General features: G+C 60.1%; 11 protein-coding genes. 8 read left to right on the top strand and 3 right to left on the bottom strand.

Annotation, left to right across the window (positions count from 1 at the left end; all coding sequences use genetic code 11):
- The first annotated feature begins 168 nt into the window (after positions 1-168).
- Positions 169-831: a tetratricopeptide repeat protein gene (locus tag VGB22_09320; protein ID HEX9751466.1), complete on the top strand. Its 663-nt coding sequence runs from the start codon at positions 169-171 to the stop codon at positions 829-831.
- 192 nt (positions 832-1,023) lie between these two features.
- On the opposite strand, the gene VGB22_09315 is transcribed toward VGB22_09320, so the two are convergent.
- From VGB22_09315 to VGB22_09305, 3 genes are all read right to left on the bottom strand, one after another.
- Positions 1,024-4,152: a DEAD/DEAH box helicase gene (locus VGB22_09315; protein HEX9751465.1), complete on the bottom strand. Its 3,129-nt coding sequence runs from the start codon at positions 4,150-4,152 to the stop codon at positions 1,024-1,026.
- Entirely contained in the window at positions 4,149-4,559 is a 411-nt protein-coding gene (locus VGB22_09310; protein HEX9751464.1) for an endonuclease domain-containing protein, read from the bottom strand. The genes VGB22_09315 and VGB22_09310 overlap by 4 nt, the downstream gene beginning before the upstream one ends.
- Before the next feature lie 180 nt (positions 4,560-4,739).
- A complete protein-coding gene (locus VGB22_09305) occupies positions 4,740-4,961 on the bottom strand; it encodes a hypothetical protein (protein HEX9751463.1) in 222 nt (73 codons plus the stop codon).
- Between the two features lie 262 nt (positions 4,962-5,223).
- Between VGB22_09305 and VGB22_09300 the strand changes: the two genes are divergently transcribed.
- The 7 genes from VGB22_09300 to VGB22_09270 form a co-directional block, all read left to right on the top strand.
- Positions 5,224-6,291: a Fic family protein gene (locus tag VGB22_09300; protein HEX9751462.1), complete on the top strand. Its 1,068-nt coding sequence runs from the start codon at positions 5,224-5,226 to the stop codon at positions 6,289-6,291.
- A 181-nt stretch (positions 6,292-6,472) separates the two neighbouring features.
- Positions 6,473-8,635: a M14 family zinc carboxypeptidase gene (locus VGB22_09295; protein HEX9751461.1), complete on the top strand. Its 2,163-nt coding sequence runs from the start codon at positions 6,473-6,475 to the stop codon at positions 8,633-8,635.
- Positions 8,636-9,316: 681 nt separating this feature from the next.
- Positions 9,317-10,180, top strand: coding sequence for a hypothetical protein (locus VGB22_09290; GenBank protein HEX9751460.1), 864 nt, complete (start codon positions 9,317-9,319; stop codon positions 10,178-10,180).
- Between the two features lie 177 nt (positions 10,181-10,357).
- Positions 10,358-12,544 carry a PKD domain-containing protein gene (locus VGB22_09285; GenBank protein ID HEX9751459.1) on the top strand — a complete coding sequence of 729 codons (2,187 nt, stop codon included), beginning with the start codon at positions 10,358-10,360 and terminating at the stop codon, positions 12,542-12,544.
- Between the two features lie 139 nt (positions 12,545-12,683).
- The gene (locus tag VGB22_09280) at positions 12,684-14,540 is read left to right on the top strand and encodes a M6 family metalloprotease domain-containing protein (GenBank protein ID HEX9751458.1); all 1,857 of its coding nucleotides are present in this window, start codon (positions 12,684-12,686) and stop codon (positions 14,538-14,540) included.
- Positions 14,541-14,624: 84 nt separating this feature from the next.
- A complete protein-coding gene (locus VGB22_09275) occupies positions 14,625-16,106 on the top strand; it encodes a DUF262 domain-containing protein (protein HEX9751457.1) in 1,482 nt (493 codons plus the stop codon).
- 34 nt (positions 16,107-16,140) lie between these two features.
- Positions 16,141-16,937 (top strand): hypothetical protein (locus tag VGB22_09270; GenBank protein HEX9751456.1); only part of this gene is annotated, 797 nt, incomplete at its 3' end.

Raw genomic sequence — 16,937 nt, 5'->3', positions numbered from 1 at the left:
TGTTCCCCCGTTTGCGTGATTGTGCTTTGCTACAGCGCTGCCATTTCCTTATATCGGCGGATTAGGGGTCCCACTATAGGGTGACCGGGGCACGCAACCTGTTGGCGTTGCTACGTATGGTCGGCGAGATCGGTTGCCGGACCGTCTGTCCTGGGACATATTGAGACGATGAGCGACGATACCAGGTCCACGGCCGATACCGGCGGGCAGGCAATCAGCCCCGCCGCAACGACCGAAAGCCACGCTCCACGGCACAACCGCCCGTTTATGATCGCGGTGCTGGCGCTGGTCATTGTTGTGACGATTTACATCGTCAAGACGAACATCGAGCAGCCCGCCGCGTCATCGAACGCGACCGGCCAACAGCCATTCGATCCGGAGCAGATGCAGGCGGAGTTTATCGAGAACGCGCAGCATCAGATCGCGCACATCAGCGACATCCTCGCGCAGGATTCGAGCAACTTCGATGCGTGGGTGGCGCTGGGGAATCTCTACTTCGATATCGATGATGCGGCAGGCGCAATCGCACACTACACCGCCGCGCTGGCGTTGCAGCCCGACAATCTCAACGTCAAAACCGATCTGGCGACGATGGAACGCGCCGCCGGTCATCCCGAACGGGCGATTTCACTGCTCAACGAAGTCGTCGCCGCCGACTCGACCGCGCAGCAGGCGTGGTTTAACCTCGGCGTGATTTACAGTTTCGATCTCAACGATTCCCGCAATGCCATCGCCGCGTGGAAACGATTCATCCAGTTGAATCCCCAGTCTGAACATTCCGAACCGGTCCTGCGTGAGATCGAACGCCTCGAAGCAGAACTGGGCGGGTGATTTTTTCGCATACCCTCTTGTAGGGGCACCCGTTCGCTTCGCTCAGGACAAGCGGCGTGCCGTGCCCCGTGCTCAAACGAGGACACGACACGTCGCTTGTCCCGCTTGTCCCGAGCGTAGCCGAGGGAAGCGGACGCGAGGGGAGCGAAGCGATGGGTGTCCCTACGACTTGTGACGGGCCCCGATTGCTTCTCACGCCGCGTGCGCGGTGGTTGTTGCCCGTTCGGACTGCGCGTGCGCGGATAGTTGCTCCGCGCGGACACGAATGTCCCAGTCGGGATGTGTCAGCAACCGTTCCAGATCGAACTGAATCGCCTGCGGCGGCAGCCCGAGACGGTAATGCCCGTGTCCGTCGTTTTCGATCAGGGCATCGGTGTCGGTCCGCGCGATTCGACTGTGCGCACCACCAGCGATGCGCAATTCACGGCGCAACTGGTAGAGATACTTGATCTGGTTTTCGCCGGGTTCGATGTCGGTCTTGGCGATCCAGCCGTCGCGCGAGAGCAGACGCGCCGCCGCCAAGGCCAGCAGGTATTTGAAGCTCTTGGCGCGGAGCAAGACAGTCCGTCCGGCCAACTGTACCGTGAGGCGCGCGCGATGCGCCGCGCCGTCGAGATGGAGGATGGGTGACATGACGGGTTCTCCTTTCCCTCGGCTTCCCTCGGGACAAGTGGTTGGGTTTTCTATGGAGAGTGTGTTTGACTCCGATTGACCTGGCTTGGTGTCCCTCGCCGCACGTTGACTCCATTGGCGGCAGCGTTTGAGAATCTGCTCGACCACCGACAACGGCGCATAGCCGATCAGTTCGTCGGGACGGCGTGTGGCGAGCGCGACCGGATCGTTCCAGCCGTCGGCGATCAATTCCAACAGCGTCTGACGGGGCAGCACGCCTTCGAGCGCCTGCACCAGCGACTGGGCGCCCCAACTGATGCCGTGGCGCACTTCAAAAGCGGCGCGTTCCAACGCGGGGACAATGCCACGAGATGACGCGATGTTTTTGGCCAACAGCGCGGTCGTTTCCAACAGCCATGAGATCAAATCCGCGGTCGGCGCCAGGCGGCCGATCGGCAGACGGTAACGATGCTCCAACTCATCGGTCGATATGCCCGCCGCCCAATCATCGAGCGCCAGCGCCGTCAGCATCGCGCGCGTCTGCGGCGCCTCGTTGGGAAAATGCACCGTGACCGCGGCGGGATCGGCGGCGAAATGTTCCGCGAGTGTTTCGAGAAACTCACCGCCGAAACGATCGCGCCACAGCGCGGCAATGGCGCGGCGATGTTCGGCATGGAGCGCACCGGAGAGCAGATGCGCATCGGATGCTTCCGGTAATGTGGTCAACAGCGCGATCCACGATGCGGGATCGCAGTCGCTGTTCTCAAGAGAGGACCTGTGGCCCTCAAGAGAGGACCTGCGGCGGCATCCCTCCAGCGCACGCGTGATCGCGACAGCGGTTTCGATGCCGATGCCGGAGGCGGCGACCACCGAGCCGCACGGTGTGGCATACAGACGTCCGTCCTCCCCCAAGAGGGGGCCTTCGGCAAAAGAGGACCTGCGGTCGGCGTCGCACTGCACCAGTCGGGCATCGATCAGACGCTGCGCCGCCGGTTCCCAGACCGTCCTCAAGGGAGGACCTTCGGCGGGATCGGCCGGACCGAAGGGGGATTGCTGCGCGCGCGCTTGCGCATCGGCGACAGTGGATGCCAGCCCGGTGACGATCCAGTCCAGCAGCCGACGTGCGGGACCGAAAGCAGGCAAGGCGGTTCGGCTATGCTCACCGCAAGGGGGGTGGCCCCGCCGCCGGCGGGGTCCGTTTGCGCACGTAGTTCGGCCGCGCTCACCACAAGTGGTTCGACTGAGTTCGCTTGTGGTGAGCGGAGCGAATCTGTCACCAGCGGTATCGCTTTCCCTCACCCCAACCCTCTCCCCATGAGAGAGGGAGCCAATCGGTGTGTTGAGGGGTGTTGAGAAGTCGTGCGGTGTGATGTAGGCATTCCACAGCAGGTCGGCTTCGCAGGGGGTCTTGCTCCAGAGGATGCCGCGCCCGACCGGGGCGGTTCGACTTCGCTCACCACAAGACGCCGTATCATGCGCCAAACCCAAACGTCCGGCGCGTCCCGCCATGCCCTCGAATTCGAGACGGTCGATCGGCACCGGGATCAGCCGTCCGCCATAGGGACCGCCTGAGTATTTCTCCGCGTCGACAAACACGGTGGTTGCCGGGAGATTGACGCCCCAGGCGAGCGTCCCGGTACAGAAGAGCACCGGCACATCACCGGCGGCGAATCGCGTTTCCACGACTGCGCGCTGATGCGGCGTCAGATCGGCGTGATGCACCGCGACACCGTGGCGGAGCCACTCGGTCAGCGGCGCGGCCAGCGATGGTCCGCTGCGCAGCCGCCAGCGTTCTTCTTCGGAGAGCACACGCACCGTCGAGGGAAGGCGCGCCACCAGCGCCTGCGCGCGCCGGTGGCAACTGTTTTTCGAGGGGCAAAAAACCAGGATGCGTTCGCCGCGCGCGGCCAATGCAGCCAACAGCGCCAACGGACGCTCGGATTCAGGGAGTTGATCGTCCCACGGCAGCGTTTCCTCACCGACGTCGGCGGTGTTGTATTCGCGGAATTGAAACCGTCCGTTGGTGAGCACGCCCAACCGCAGCTCGACCGGACGGCGGTGCACGGTCTGGATCGGCGCGTTCAAATACGACGACAACTGCGCCGCATAGGGGAGACGCGCCGCCAGCAGGATGACGCGCAACGCGGCCCGGCGTTCCGATGCGATCCGGTGTTGATCGTGACGGACCGCCGCGACCGCATCGAGAATCGCCGCGACCGTCGGGCCGCGCTTGGGATCGATCAGCAACTGCGGCTCATCGAGAATCAAAAGATCGACCGTGGTCAGCAAATCCAGATGGGTCAACAGCAGATTGTGCCATTTTTCATACACCGTGACCGCGATATCGAAATCGCCGCGCCGCAGACGCGCATCGGCGCCGCGCCAGTCGCGCGTGGAGACGACGACGCGGAATCCCAACGGCCCAAAGACCGTGCGCAGCCGCTCGTATTTCTGCATCACCAGCGCCTTCAGCGGCGCGATATAGACGACCTTGCGGCGACGCATCAACGCCGATGTCGCGGCCAGCTCGGCCAAAAACGTTTTCCCCGATGAGGTCGGCGCGATGGCGATGAGGTTGCCGTCGCCCAACAGATTGAAGTGGCGAATCGCATCGGCCTGCCAGTCGAGCAGCTCCGGACCGATGGTGTCGGCCCAACGGGCGACGAATGCCTCGGGAATCCCGAACTCGGTCAGCCGCGCGATTTTCACGGCGCGGCCTCGTGTGTGGAGAGGGGTTGGGGTGAGGGAACGCCAACCGGTGATCGGCCGCATGCCGCACGAATGACCTCCAGCACCCCATCCATGTTGCGGATGACCTGGCGATTGGTGAAACGCAGAACGCGCCACCTGCGGCCGGAGAGCCATCGTGTGCGCAAGGTGTCGTATTCGGTATTGGCCAAATGAGTGGAGCCGTCGATTTCAACCACCAGCCGGTGTTTGATGCATGCAAAGTCGGCGATGAACAGTCCGATTGGGTGTTGACGGCGGAATTTCAAACTGCCGAGACGATGGCCTCGCAGCCGTGCCCACAGTGCGCGTTCGGGCGCCGTTTGTTCGCGGCGCAGGCGGCGTGCGCGAGCCAGGATCGTCGAATGGATTGGTGGTTTGTTATTCATGATGTGGATGGTCTTCCTGCCCCGGGGGTTTCCCTCACTCGCTTCGTTCCGCTGACGCGGAACGAATCGACCTCTCCCACAGGGAGAGGTGTGGATTTTTTTCCCCTCTCCCTGTGGGAGAGGGGTTTAGGGGTGAGGGAAAGTGTGATTGGCGGGCAGACATTGATTTTCTCCTGAACCTCACCCGCAGCTTCCGGCGCCGCAGACGGTGCAGACATCGCAGCCGCCGCTGCGCGCAATGGTCCCGCCGCACTCGCGGCAAAAGGCGCGTCCGCAATGCGAACACAGCCACTGGGCCGACGTCGACAGCAGCAGGGTGCCGCACGGACACAACGGACGCGTGATCGTCCGGACAGGCGGCGGGGCGGAAAATTGGACAGCGCCAATGGCAATGGGGGCCATAGCTGACTCCTTTTGGGTGCGATTCGATTCCATCTGATGCCTGACGTATTCTGCGAAGACGGCACCCCGTCCAGATAAGCTATACGGACGATACTGAACAAATGTTCAGTTGTCAAGAGGGATTGGATTTCAGGGGATCAGAAAGTGATATGGGTGGACTAAGGCGTTGTGTAACATCATACTTCATTACGTAGCGCTAATGGATGCGCTAATGCGCAACCAGTAGATTACTGCCTCCGGCTGAATTCGAGATTTAAACCCAATGAAGACACTTCAGTTTCTCGCGAACGCTCCGGCGACACTTCCGACTGTAACCGCGATGTATCTCTCCGAACTTGGAGAGGCGCGGGGACGGCAGGAGTTGTTCACCCGGCAGTCGCCCCAAAAACTCAAGGTGTTGAGGGAGCACGCTCTGATCGAAAGCGCCGTTTCCTCCAACCGAATCGAAGGTGTCACCATAGATCGGGCCCGCGCCGCCACTGTCGTGCTCGGCAAAGCGGCGCTCCGCGATCGCAACGAAGAAGAAGTCCGTGGCTATCGAGACGCACTCAAACTCATCCACGAGGGCGGTCCGGATCTGCCGGTCTCTGAAAAGACGATTCACCGGTTACACCGAATCACGCGCGGCGAGATTTGGGATGCGGGCAAGTACAAAGTGAAAGACGGCGACATCATCGAACGCTACCCCGATGGCGCCCAGCGTGTGCGATTTCGCACCGTCCCAGCGGCCCAGACGCCGCAGTACATGAGCGACCTGGTCAGCCTCTGGCGCGAATCCCTCCGAGAGCGCTCCGTACCTTCGCCGGTGGCGCTGGCGGCGTTCAATCTCGATTTTCTCTGTATTCATCCTTTCCGCGATGGCAATGGGCGCGTCTCACGTCTTCTTTTGCTCCTTCAGTGTTACCGTCTCGGGATGGAAGTTGGCCGCTACATCAGCATGGAACGCCTGATCGAGGAAAACAAGGAACGCTACTACGAAACCCTCGAGGAAAGCTCACATCGCTGGCACGATGGCAAGCACGACCCCTGGCCGTATGTGAATTTCGTCCTCTATACGCTCAAGACCGCATACCGAGAGTTTGAATCCCGCCTCGGTCAGGTCAAATCGCCTCGGGGCTCAAAGACCGAACTGGTCATTGCGGCCATCGCTCACGCCGGGAAATCGTTCCGGGTCTCCGATCTCCTGCAGGCTTGCCCCGGCGTCAGCATCGATCTGATCCGTCGCGTTCTCAAAGGTCTCAGTGGCGAGGGCAGAGTCGCATGCCTTGGGCGTGGCCAGAATGCCGAGTGGAAACGGACGGGAAAGTGGCAATTGGGTAGTACCCATTGAAATGGGTAATGAATTGGGTAATGGGAACAAACCAGTTGACCCGACCGCTGTGGTCTCGCAACACAGCGGTTCGCTTTCCGCGGTCCAAATCCCTTGTCAGAACAAGGACCGCGGGTATCTTACCCAGAGAAGGCCGGGCAATGCCGAGCCGTAATCCATCGGAAAGACTTAAGGAGTTTGCATGCGCAAGGTGATCCTCGCAACGGGGATGGCGATCGGGCTGTTGGCGTGGACGCCGGCGCTGAGCGCCGAATTGACGGCCGCCGACAGGGCGTTTCTCGAAAAGAAGATCATTGCCCGTTGGGAATTCAAAGACCCCGGCGAAATTGCCATCGCCTACAGCCGCGACATCGACATCCTCGATCACCACCCCGACCCGCGCGCGGGGGTGTTCCGGATTCTGGTCGACGCGGCCCAGTTGGCTTCGTTGCGGGCTGACGGCTTTGACATCAGCGTCGAAATCGCCGACTGGTACGATCATTACGCCAAGCTGTATCCGCAAAAGACGATGGGGGGATTCAAAACCTACGCCGAGGCGATAACGGTTTTGGATTCGGTCCACGCGGCCTTTCCGTCGATCACGACGGCCAAATTCTCCATCGGGCAGAGTTTTGAAGGGCGCGAGATCTGGGCGATCAAGGTCTCCGACAATCCCGAAGTCGACGAAGACGAAATCGAAGTGCTGATCAACGGCTTGCACCACGCGCGCGAACCGATCACGGTGGAAGTCGTGCTCGAGACTCTGCGCCGACTCACACGCGACTACGGCACCGATCCCTTGACCACCCTCCTGGTCGACAACCGCGAAGTCTTCTTAATCCCGGTGGTCAATCCCGACGGGTACGAATACAACCGTACCATTGCGCCGTTCGGCGGCGGCATGTGGCGCAAAAACCGCAACAACTCGAATGGGTCGAACATCGGTGTCGATCTGAACCGCAACTACGGACACAACTGGGGGTACGACAACAACGGCTCCTCGTCGAACACCGGCAGCGAGGTCTATCGCGGCCCCTCGGCCTTCAGCGAGCCGGAGACGCAGGCGATGCGCGATTTCGTCAACAGCCGTCAATTCGTTTTCGCGCTCAACTACCATTCGTATTCCGACCTGTATCTCTGGCCGTGGGGGTATGATTTTGTCTATACGCCGGAGCATGATTTCTTCCAGTACATCGGCGACTCGCTGGCGAGCTTCAATGGGTACACGCCGCAGGTGGGTTGGGAACTGTATCGCACCAATGGCGACTCCGACGACTGGATGTATGGCGACACCGACGATCACGAAAAAATCTATTCGTTCACGCCGGAGGTCGGCGGCCCATCGGACAACTTCTGGCCGTCGCCGGTCTCGATACCGGGATTGATCAATGAGAACCAGGGGCCGAACTTCACGATCATTGGCTGGGAAGTGGCCGATTTTGACGCCGACACGGCCTTCGGCGATGCACCATGGACCGTAAACTTCACCGAAGATGCGCGCAACTACCCGACCGGCTGGCACTGGGACTTCGGCGACGGCGACACATCCGACGCGCCCAATCCCCAGCACATTTATAACGCCGGACAGCACACGGTCACGCTCACTGCGGCCTCGCCGACCGGCGGCGCGATGCGCACCAAGACTGCATTCATCACTGCGTTGGCCGAATCATTGGTGGTGAATGCCGACAGCGCCCTGCCCGGGGCGGAGGTGACATGGGATATCAACATCAACAATCACGTGCCCCTCTCGCAGATTACGCTGCCGATCTCGATCTCGCAGATTCCGGCCTATGCCACGCTTGATTCGATCACGATGGCGGGCACGCGGACACAGTTGTTCCTCGGATCACAGACGCTGTTCAATAACAAGCTCTTCGGCCAGATGGTGATCCGATTAATCTCCAGCTTCGACGGCAGCTTGCCGCCGTTGCCGCCGGGATCGGGTCCGATCGCGCGTGTCCATCTGACAATCAAGCCGGGCGCCGTCTTTGGCGATTCGCTCGTCTTAAGCATCAACACGCCGCTGGAGGGGTATGCGCCGTCGGCCAAAATCGACGCGACCGACATCGGCATCTTCGGCGACGATGGCGCGCTGACCATCCTGACGCCGCCGTGCGAGTGCCAGTGCCACACCGATCCGGTCTGCGACGGCACCACCGAAGTCCTCGACATCGTCGCGACCGTCGAGATCGCCTTCCGCAACGGCGCGATCACGCCCGACCCGCTTTTGCAATGCCCCTGGGCGCGCTCAGACGTCAATTGCGACGGCACGGTCAATGTCTTCGACGTCGTCAAGCTCGTCGACGTCGCCTTCCGCGCGGCGGACGCGGGGACTACATTTTGTCAGTCGTGCGGGTTGTAGCACACGCTGACACTGTATATTCCGATTAACGACACCTCGTGGCGTCACCCGCCCTCTGGTGACGCCTAAGCGACATCGGGATCACATCGAAGGACCGAAATGCCTGGGATTACTGTCAGACGCTCGAGTCTCTTTGCGTCGGTGTGGGTTACGATGTTCGCGGCATCGACTGCGCATGCCCTCAATCACGTGCAGGTCGAATCGAAAGAAATCACAGGAATGGGTCAGGTTGAGATATCAGTTGGAGTGTACGTGACCAACGATGTACCGATCTCCTCGTTTGTCTGCCCATTGGAGCTGCGGCAACTTAGGGGCGACGCCTATCTGTCGAAGGACCCATTCATGCGTAAGAACGTTTCAGGTAGGCTTGCCTTCGGTAATGCATTTGAAACGATTGGTGAAGGATATACACCTCTTTCCCACGATTGCACCGGACCAGTTTCGCATGCATATGCCATATTTCAGCAGTTTTGGGACCGCGTGGCACCCGATGCGGTATTCCTTTCGAGGATTTGGGTCGATCAAGTTGTCCCGATTGGCACGGACGGTGTACCGGGTTCAGGTGTCCCGTCATTGCAGATTCTCCTTAGAACCAATGGTTTGAGTGGGTGCTTTGAGATTGACACGTGTTGCGTTATTCCCTCCGAGCATCTTGGTGGCGTAAATGAGTATGGTGAACCGGTGGCATTCAGTTTCGAAAAGGGATACATCTGCACTGGGAGACCGCTTCCGGCAAACGCTGTCTATTTGGACTCTGTCTCCGTGGACGCCGGAGCCGATTCGGTGAAAGTCGGTGTTTACATCGAGAATCTGGTCGACTTGGCGGGGATCGCATTTCCATTGGAGTTTCGCAGCGTCAACGGAGCTGCTTTTGTCCGCGACTTTGCGGATGTTCAGATAGGGGGACGGTTGTCGGCGAGTGGGTTAGTCGAGTCGGTCATCGGGCCGGATTACTATGGGGCCCCGTCTGTGGATGACTGCGAGGATTTTGGTTTTGACTCATCAGGGGGCGGTGTCGGGGAGCCGCTCTTTGTCAGTCCGGATGGATTGCTGTGGAGCGGGTATCGGATTGACGGTCCGGTCTTGGCACCGGGGTATGACGGCTACCCCGGCAACGGCGACCCGTCGCTCGTGATCTGTTTTGACGTCAAAGACGCACCGGGTCGCTTCGAAATTGACACCTGCTGTCTGGCGCCGGGTAACCATCTGTCGTTCATCAGCGCCGATGACATGTCGACCATCGTACCCGAGTTCCACAAAGGGATTGTGATTGTCGGGCTGGTGGCGGACTCAGAAGCCGAGTCACCTTGTACTTGCCACACTGATCCTGTGTGCGACGGCGTTATCAATGTGCTCGATGTGGTGCAGGCGGTGAATGTGGCCTTCCGTGCCGTGACGGCTCCGATCGAGCAGTCGGCTGGATGTTCCTGGACACGGACCGACGTCGACTGCAACGGCACCACCAATGTCTTCGATGTGGTTCGCTTCGTCGATGTAGCATTCCGTGGAGCCGACGCGGCGCAGTCATTTTGTAATCCGGATTGAGCGGGCGGCCGCGCCATGGCGCGTGACGGCCCAGCGGTATAGCCCCCCTTTTCCCCATCCCCAAAACCCCAGATTGGCCTTATCTTACCCCGGAATCGACCCCTGCGTGCCCTCACATGCCGGGGAGTCCGTGACTTACATCAAAACGTCGTAACGTCAGTCGCCCCGGAGTGAATGATGACATCGAAGAAGAGTGTTCTCCGCACCGGCCTTGGTCTGTGCGTCTTGGTCGCGATCGCCGTGATTGCGATCGGGGCCATGGGGGAGGAGCAGATCGCATCCGTATCCGCTCGCGCATCCTCGAAGCCCGTCCTTGTCACGGTCGCCCCCGCCGGTCAGACGGCGGCTGTGCCCGACCCGGTGCCGGCCATTCCCGAATGCGGCTGGCGCAGCCCCGAGGAGTGGCTGAGCATCTATCAGGAGGGGATCGCCAAGGGCGAAGTCCCCGATCCGGCGGTCAAGGGCATTCCCAAAGTTGGGCCCCGGGTCGAGTTCGGACGAATGCCGGGCACGCCGCTCACCTACGACGACGTGTTCGTCTACGAGGACACCGACGACATCCTGCGCAGCGACTACACCGATCCGCAACTGACCGCGCTGATGGTCAACTCCGCCAATGCGCTGATGGCCGAGCACGGCGATCAGTGGGATTACATCTGCTTTTGGCTGCTGCAGGTTCCGAGCCACCAGTTTGGCGCGGCATTTTATCAGGGGATCGAAAACAACGTCAGCGGCATCGGCAGCTCGCTCTACCAGGAGCGCGCCGGCTTCGGCCTGGCCGGGAATAACGTCGAGGGGTTCGTCATGATGTGGAATCAATACGACTGGGCGCCCGGAACCGGCATGTTCGGCAACTTCACGCGGCTGGTGCTGGCGCAGGAATTCGAGCACCGTTTTGGGATGTTTCTCAGTCCGATTGTCGGCGGACGCGACCTGCAGGGCGACGATGCCTCCTGCGGACGCTCGGCGCACTGGAGTTTCCGCGTCGATGGCCAGGGGTCGGGTATGGAAATCGCCAACTGGTCGGGATCGTCGCCGGCGACGCGCATCGCCCCGACGCTCAGTTTCAATACCGACATTCCCGACGGTGTCTGGAGCTACTGCGACTTGTACCTGATGGGGTATGTCTCACCGGCCGAGATGGACGCCGGGAATTCCGAGTTGCGTTTCATGGAAACCGGGTGCGTCTCCCCCTACAACGGCGCCATCTTCGATTTCGGATCGGCGGAAATAATCGCGGCCAACGGCCCGCGCATTCCCAGCTCGGAGACGGCGCAAAAGCACTTCAAAGCGGCGTGGATCATGTTCCACGCCCCGGGCGATCCGCCGATACCGGGCGAGCTGGACTGGGCGCTGGGCATCATGACCCAGCAGGAGCTCGACTGGGTCAACAGCACGCTCGGACGCGGCACGCTCGACAATTCGATCGCGCGCGGCAACTTCGAAGCCGACGTGCAGCAGGGCCAGGCGCCGTTGGACGTCAGCTACACCTATGACGCCCCGTTTACGACGACCGGATGGAAGTGGTACTTCGGCGACGGCGACTCCGCCGACGTCGAAAACCCCGTGCACGCCTACGATCCCGGAGTCTACGATGTCGAGCTGCGCGCCTTCACCAACGACGGGCAGCGCTACACGATCAAACGCGACTTTATCACGGTGTGGGCCGACACGGTTGATGGCCCCAATTTCTCCGCGCCGCAGGACACCGGCAAACTGGTCTGGGAAGTCATCGCGACCAACGCGCTGCCGCTGGAGGCGATCACGATTCCGGTCTCGCTGACCAATGTGCCCGCCATTGCCACCTTCGATTCACTGAAAACCCACGGCTGCCGCACGGAGTATTTCGAGCAGCAAGTCGCGGTGTTCAACAATGGCTTCTTCGGGCAGCGGGCGGTTAAACTGACCGCCGATTTCGGGGGCGGGTCGCCGCCGCTGGAGCCGGGCACCGGGCCGATCGCCAAAATCTACATGACCATCAAGGCCGCCGCCGAGCCCGGCGACACCGTCGGCTTGTCGTTCGACCCGCTGGAGGGATTCGCGCTGACGGCGGAGGCGCGGACCGCGACTTACAATCCCGTCTGGGACGGCGGGCGGCTGTATCTGTCGGGCGGGCCCTGTGCGTGCGATTGCTTCGGCGATCCCCAGTGCGATGGCATCACCAATGTATTCGACGTCGTGGCGGCGGTCGATGTCGCCTTCCGCAACGGCGCACCGATTCCCGATCCGAACCCGCTGTGTCCGCGCGCCACGACCGATGTCACCTGCGACAATGTGACCAATGTCTTCGACGTCGTCGCCTTAGTCGACGTCGCCTTCCGCAACGGCAACCCGGCGACGGTGTTTTGCACGGTGTGTCTTTGATTGAAGAGTTTAATGAGTGTGGATGGAAATGTGCCCGCCACGCGTCCTCGCGTGGCGGTAGGAGCGTCACCTGGGTCGGGTGACGCAACAACAAAACTTTGTGCGCCCTACGCGCGCGACCTTGACTTGAGGAGCAAACATGAGAACCGACGTGCGACTGGCTTTGACCCTTGTGGGTGTCCTGATGTTCGCTCAAGCTGCAGTCGCCGCATCCGGCGGCGCGCTGATTCTCCATCTGCCGGAGTCGGAACGTCAAAAGTACGCCGACCGTCTGCCGCCGGAACCGACCGCCGACGAGATGCAGAAGATCGCCGCGTACCAATTCGATGCCGATACGCTCAAAGTGCTGGCGATTCTGGTGGAGTGGGAGAACAAGCCCGCGACGTATTTTCTGCCGGGCACATTCGACAGTCTCATGTTCTCGCGCGGCGTGTTTCCCGGCGGTTCGGTCGCCGATTACTATGCCGAAGTGTCGTACGACCAGATGATCATCGCGGGCGATGTCTCGGGGTGGTGGAACGACGGCACCTATCCGAACAATCCCGGCGTCATGTTTGGACGGTTTGAGGACTTGTTGGAATCGCTGGACCCGTTTATCGATTATTCGCAATACGACGGCGACAATGACGGCAATGTCGATGCGGTCGTGTTTGTTCGCGCGGGCACCGGCCAGGAGGACACGCACGATCCCACCGAAGTCTGGTCGTTCGCCGCGGTGTACGCTCCCGGCGACGGCCCCGGGCCGTTCGATGGCAAGCGCGTCTCGCGCTGGAATACTTCGCCGGAGATGATGCCGCTGCGCGATCCGCTGAATCCGACCCAATTCACCGGCGAGCGGACGCTCAACGGCATCCGCGTCTACTGCCATGAGCTGGGCCACAACATCGGCCTGCCCGATCTCTACGACCCGAACAACCGTCTCGATGTCGTCAACTGCTGGACTCCGAATGATGCCAACGATCACCCGGTCGTCGACTGGGACATCATGGCATACTATGGTTACGGTATTCTGGCGATCGGCGCGGCCAAAGTGCCGACGCACTTCTCCGGCTGGAGCAAGAAGCAGCTCGGCTGGCTCGATCCGATCATCATCGAGCATTCACCCGCGAGCATCGTGCTCAACAACATCCAGACCGAAAGCGACAGCGCGCTGTATCTGGTGCCGATCGACATGGCCGATGACGAGTATTTCCTGCTGGAGTACCGCAATCCCGAATCGGGCGCGCCGTATGATCGTTTCGATTCAGACTTTTCCTGCATGCTGTGGCCCGACCTGGCATTCGGCAATGATCCGCTCGATCGCGGCCTGCTCATCATGCACATCCACCAGGGACCGTTCGGCGACTGGTTCTCGAATACCGGAAACCCGTTCTATGTCGTGCAGGTCGAAGACGCCGGTTACAATCCATCGATGGACCACACCAGCAATCCCGAAGGGCATGTCACCGACAGCGCGCAGTGGTGGTATCCGTATGAGACACGCCGCGGCGCCCTGTTTTCCGATGATGTCCCCGGGCAGGAACTGTTTGGGCCGGGCACATTCCCCGGCAGCGACGGCCACTCAGGGGCGTCGGGCATCTCGGTGCAGGTCGATTCCATTGTCGGCACGCGACTGTACGCCACGGTGACCAACCCGCTGTATGCCGATGACGACGGCGATGGCGTCATCAACAGCGCCGACAACTGTCCGGATGTGTTCAATCCGGGCCAGGAGGACTCGGACTTCGACGGGTTGGGCGACGCCTGCGACTGCGACTGCCCGTGCCATACGGACCCTGCCTGCGACGGCACCACCAACGTGTTTGATGTTGTGGCGGCGGTCGATGTCGCGTTCCGCAGCGGCACGCCCGTGTTTGATGTGAACTGTCCCAACGAGCAGACCGACGCCGACTGCAGCGGCGTGACCAACGTCTTCGACGTCGTCAAGTTCGTCGACGTCGCCTTCCGCGCGGCCGATCCGGCGTCCGCGTTTTGTGATCCGTGCGATAGTCTTTAGCTGAATTTGCCTGTTGCTGTTGGGCCGTGGGAGAAGTTTACTTTCTTTTGTGGCTCAAGGAAAGCCGCAGGCAAAGAGAACTTGATGAAAGTGTTATCGGATCATAGGGAGCTCGATAAGATTTACAAGCGCAGGGACCGCTACGAGATTCCCGATTGGCAAAGGCAAGAAGTATGGGGCACTTCAAAGAAGCAGCGCCTGATTGATACGATCTTGCGGGGTTGGAAGCTACCCAAGTTCTATTTTCAGAAAGTTTCCGACGAACCGGCATATCATGTCGTGGATGGGCAGCAGCGCTTGACGGCCATTTTCGAGTTTATTGACAATGAGCTTGAGCTTGCAGATGAGAGCGCGAAAAGATTCGGCGGACGACTCTATCGCGATCTCCCGGATGTTTATGTAGACGCGATCGATGATTTTAAGATCGACTTTGACGAAATAGAGGATGCAACAGACGAGGAAGTGAAGGAATACTTTCAGCGTCTGCAAGGCGGACTACAATTGACCGGGAGCGAGAAGCTTAATTCCGTCCACAGCAAGCTGAGGGAGTTTATCGTCAAAGCATTGAAACATCCTATCTTTGGAAGGATAGGGGCCTCCAACAGGCGGTATGGGCACTTCGACATTCTCGCGAAGGTCACAGCTGTGGAGATTGACGGACTCGAGGTCGGACTGAGATATGACGATCTTCTCGCCGTGTTCGAAGGCCAATCCGGATTCTCCACAAAATCTAATATAGCGGGACGCATCCGACGAGCACTGGATTTCGCGGACAGCGGATTCGGCGACAGGGCTTCATCGTTACGTAACAGAACCGTAGTTCAATCACTGTTGACTCTTGTCTGTAGGTTGATTCAATCGCCAGGGATAGTAGGCCGCGAAAAGGATGTTGCCAACTTCTACCTTACATTCCTTGACGACGTCGCCAAGCAAGTGCAGCTAGGGCAACGCGCAACAGACACACTGACGCTTGAGTTTCAGCGTACGATTACTGCAAACGTGAGATCCGGCGCGAAAGTCCGTCAGCAGATACTGCTCAGAAAACTTCTTACGCATGATCCCACTTTTATTGACGATCTTGATCCGACCGCTGTCGCAGAAGCTGGACTTAAAGGCGCAGTAAATCAGCTTGCATCGGAGATTGTGGATAGTGTGGCGAGGATCAACGAGCTGTACGCATCAAAGCACGGCGAAAACCTATTCCAGCCCACGAACCGTACTGCGAAGGCGCAGGAAGTGATTCGGACCCCTATTCATGATCTCGCGTCCTATGACAACTTCGTTAAGCATCTCTATTTCTTGGTCTGGGAGAGCACCGGTACGCGACAGGATGAAAGCAGGCCGCCAGTCTTTGCCGACATACGGGATCTCAGGACGGATCTGGATCACGATGTTGAGCATGGGAAGCCATCCAAGATCAGAGGCAAAAAGAAGAAGATTGCATCTGCATTTGAAAAGTATTCCGGAGCGAGTTCGCCTCTCGGAATTGATCCGGAGCGATTCATCGTCGTGCAGTCTAACATCTTGTCCGCCCTCTGTAATGCTCTAAACGCGCTGCCTGTGTAAGGCTCAGTCGAGTTCCTCCCATTGTGCTGCTCGCATGACACTTGTCTGGCGTGACCGCGCCATCTGGCTCTGGGCGGCGGCATCGCTGGCCATTGCCGCCGTCGGCATGTGGTGGAGCCGGTACTACTTTGTCGACGACGCCTATATCTCGCTGCGATACTGCTACAACTTCCTCAATGGCGATGGGCTGGTCTGGAATCCGGGCGAGCGCGTCGAGGGGTATTCCAACTTCCTGCAAGTGATCCTGATGTCGGCGCTCGGCGGGTTCGGCTTGGATCTGACTTTGGCCGCGCGGCTGGTCCCGATAGCCGCCTATGCGGGGCTGGTCGTATTCCTGCTGGTACGCGCACAACGCGATCCACACCATGTTGCCGACACGCTTCCGCTGATCTTCGTCACCGCCTCGTTGCCGGTCGTCATCTGGACGCTCGGCGGTCTGGAAGCGACGATCATGGCGGCGCTGGTCGCGGTCGCTGTGTGGCGATTCGCCGATGCGCTCGACGGCCACCGGGGCATCGCCACACTCGCGCCGCTGTTTGTGCTGATCGCGATGACACGTCACGACGGCATCGGATTCTTCGTCGCCAGTCTGGCCGCCGCAGGGATTGCCTGGAGGCGTCAGGGGCGCCCAAACGGGAAGGACATTCTCGCCTTCATCGCGATCTTTGCCGTCTTGTACGGGACATACACTGTCTGGAGGGTTTTGTACTACGGCGACCTGTTGCCGAACCCATACTATGCCAAATCGTCTTACGTGTGGATGAAGATGCGACGCGGGCTGGAGTATGTGCGGATTTGGGGTTTCGGCCCGCCGTATCTGCTGCCGTTGTT

This window comes from Candidatus Zixiibacteriota bacterium, assembly GCA_036397555.1.
GTDB lineage: Bacteria > Zixibacteria > MSB-5A5 > WJJR01 > WJJR01 > DATKYL01.
The sequence above is the reverse complement of the archived record's forward strand: the minus strand, read 5'-3'. Positions and strand labels throughout refer to the sequence as shown.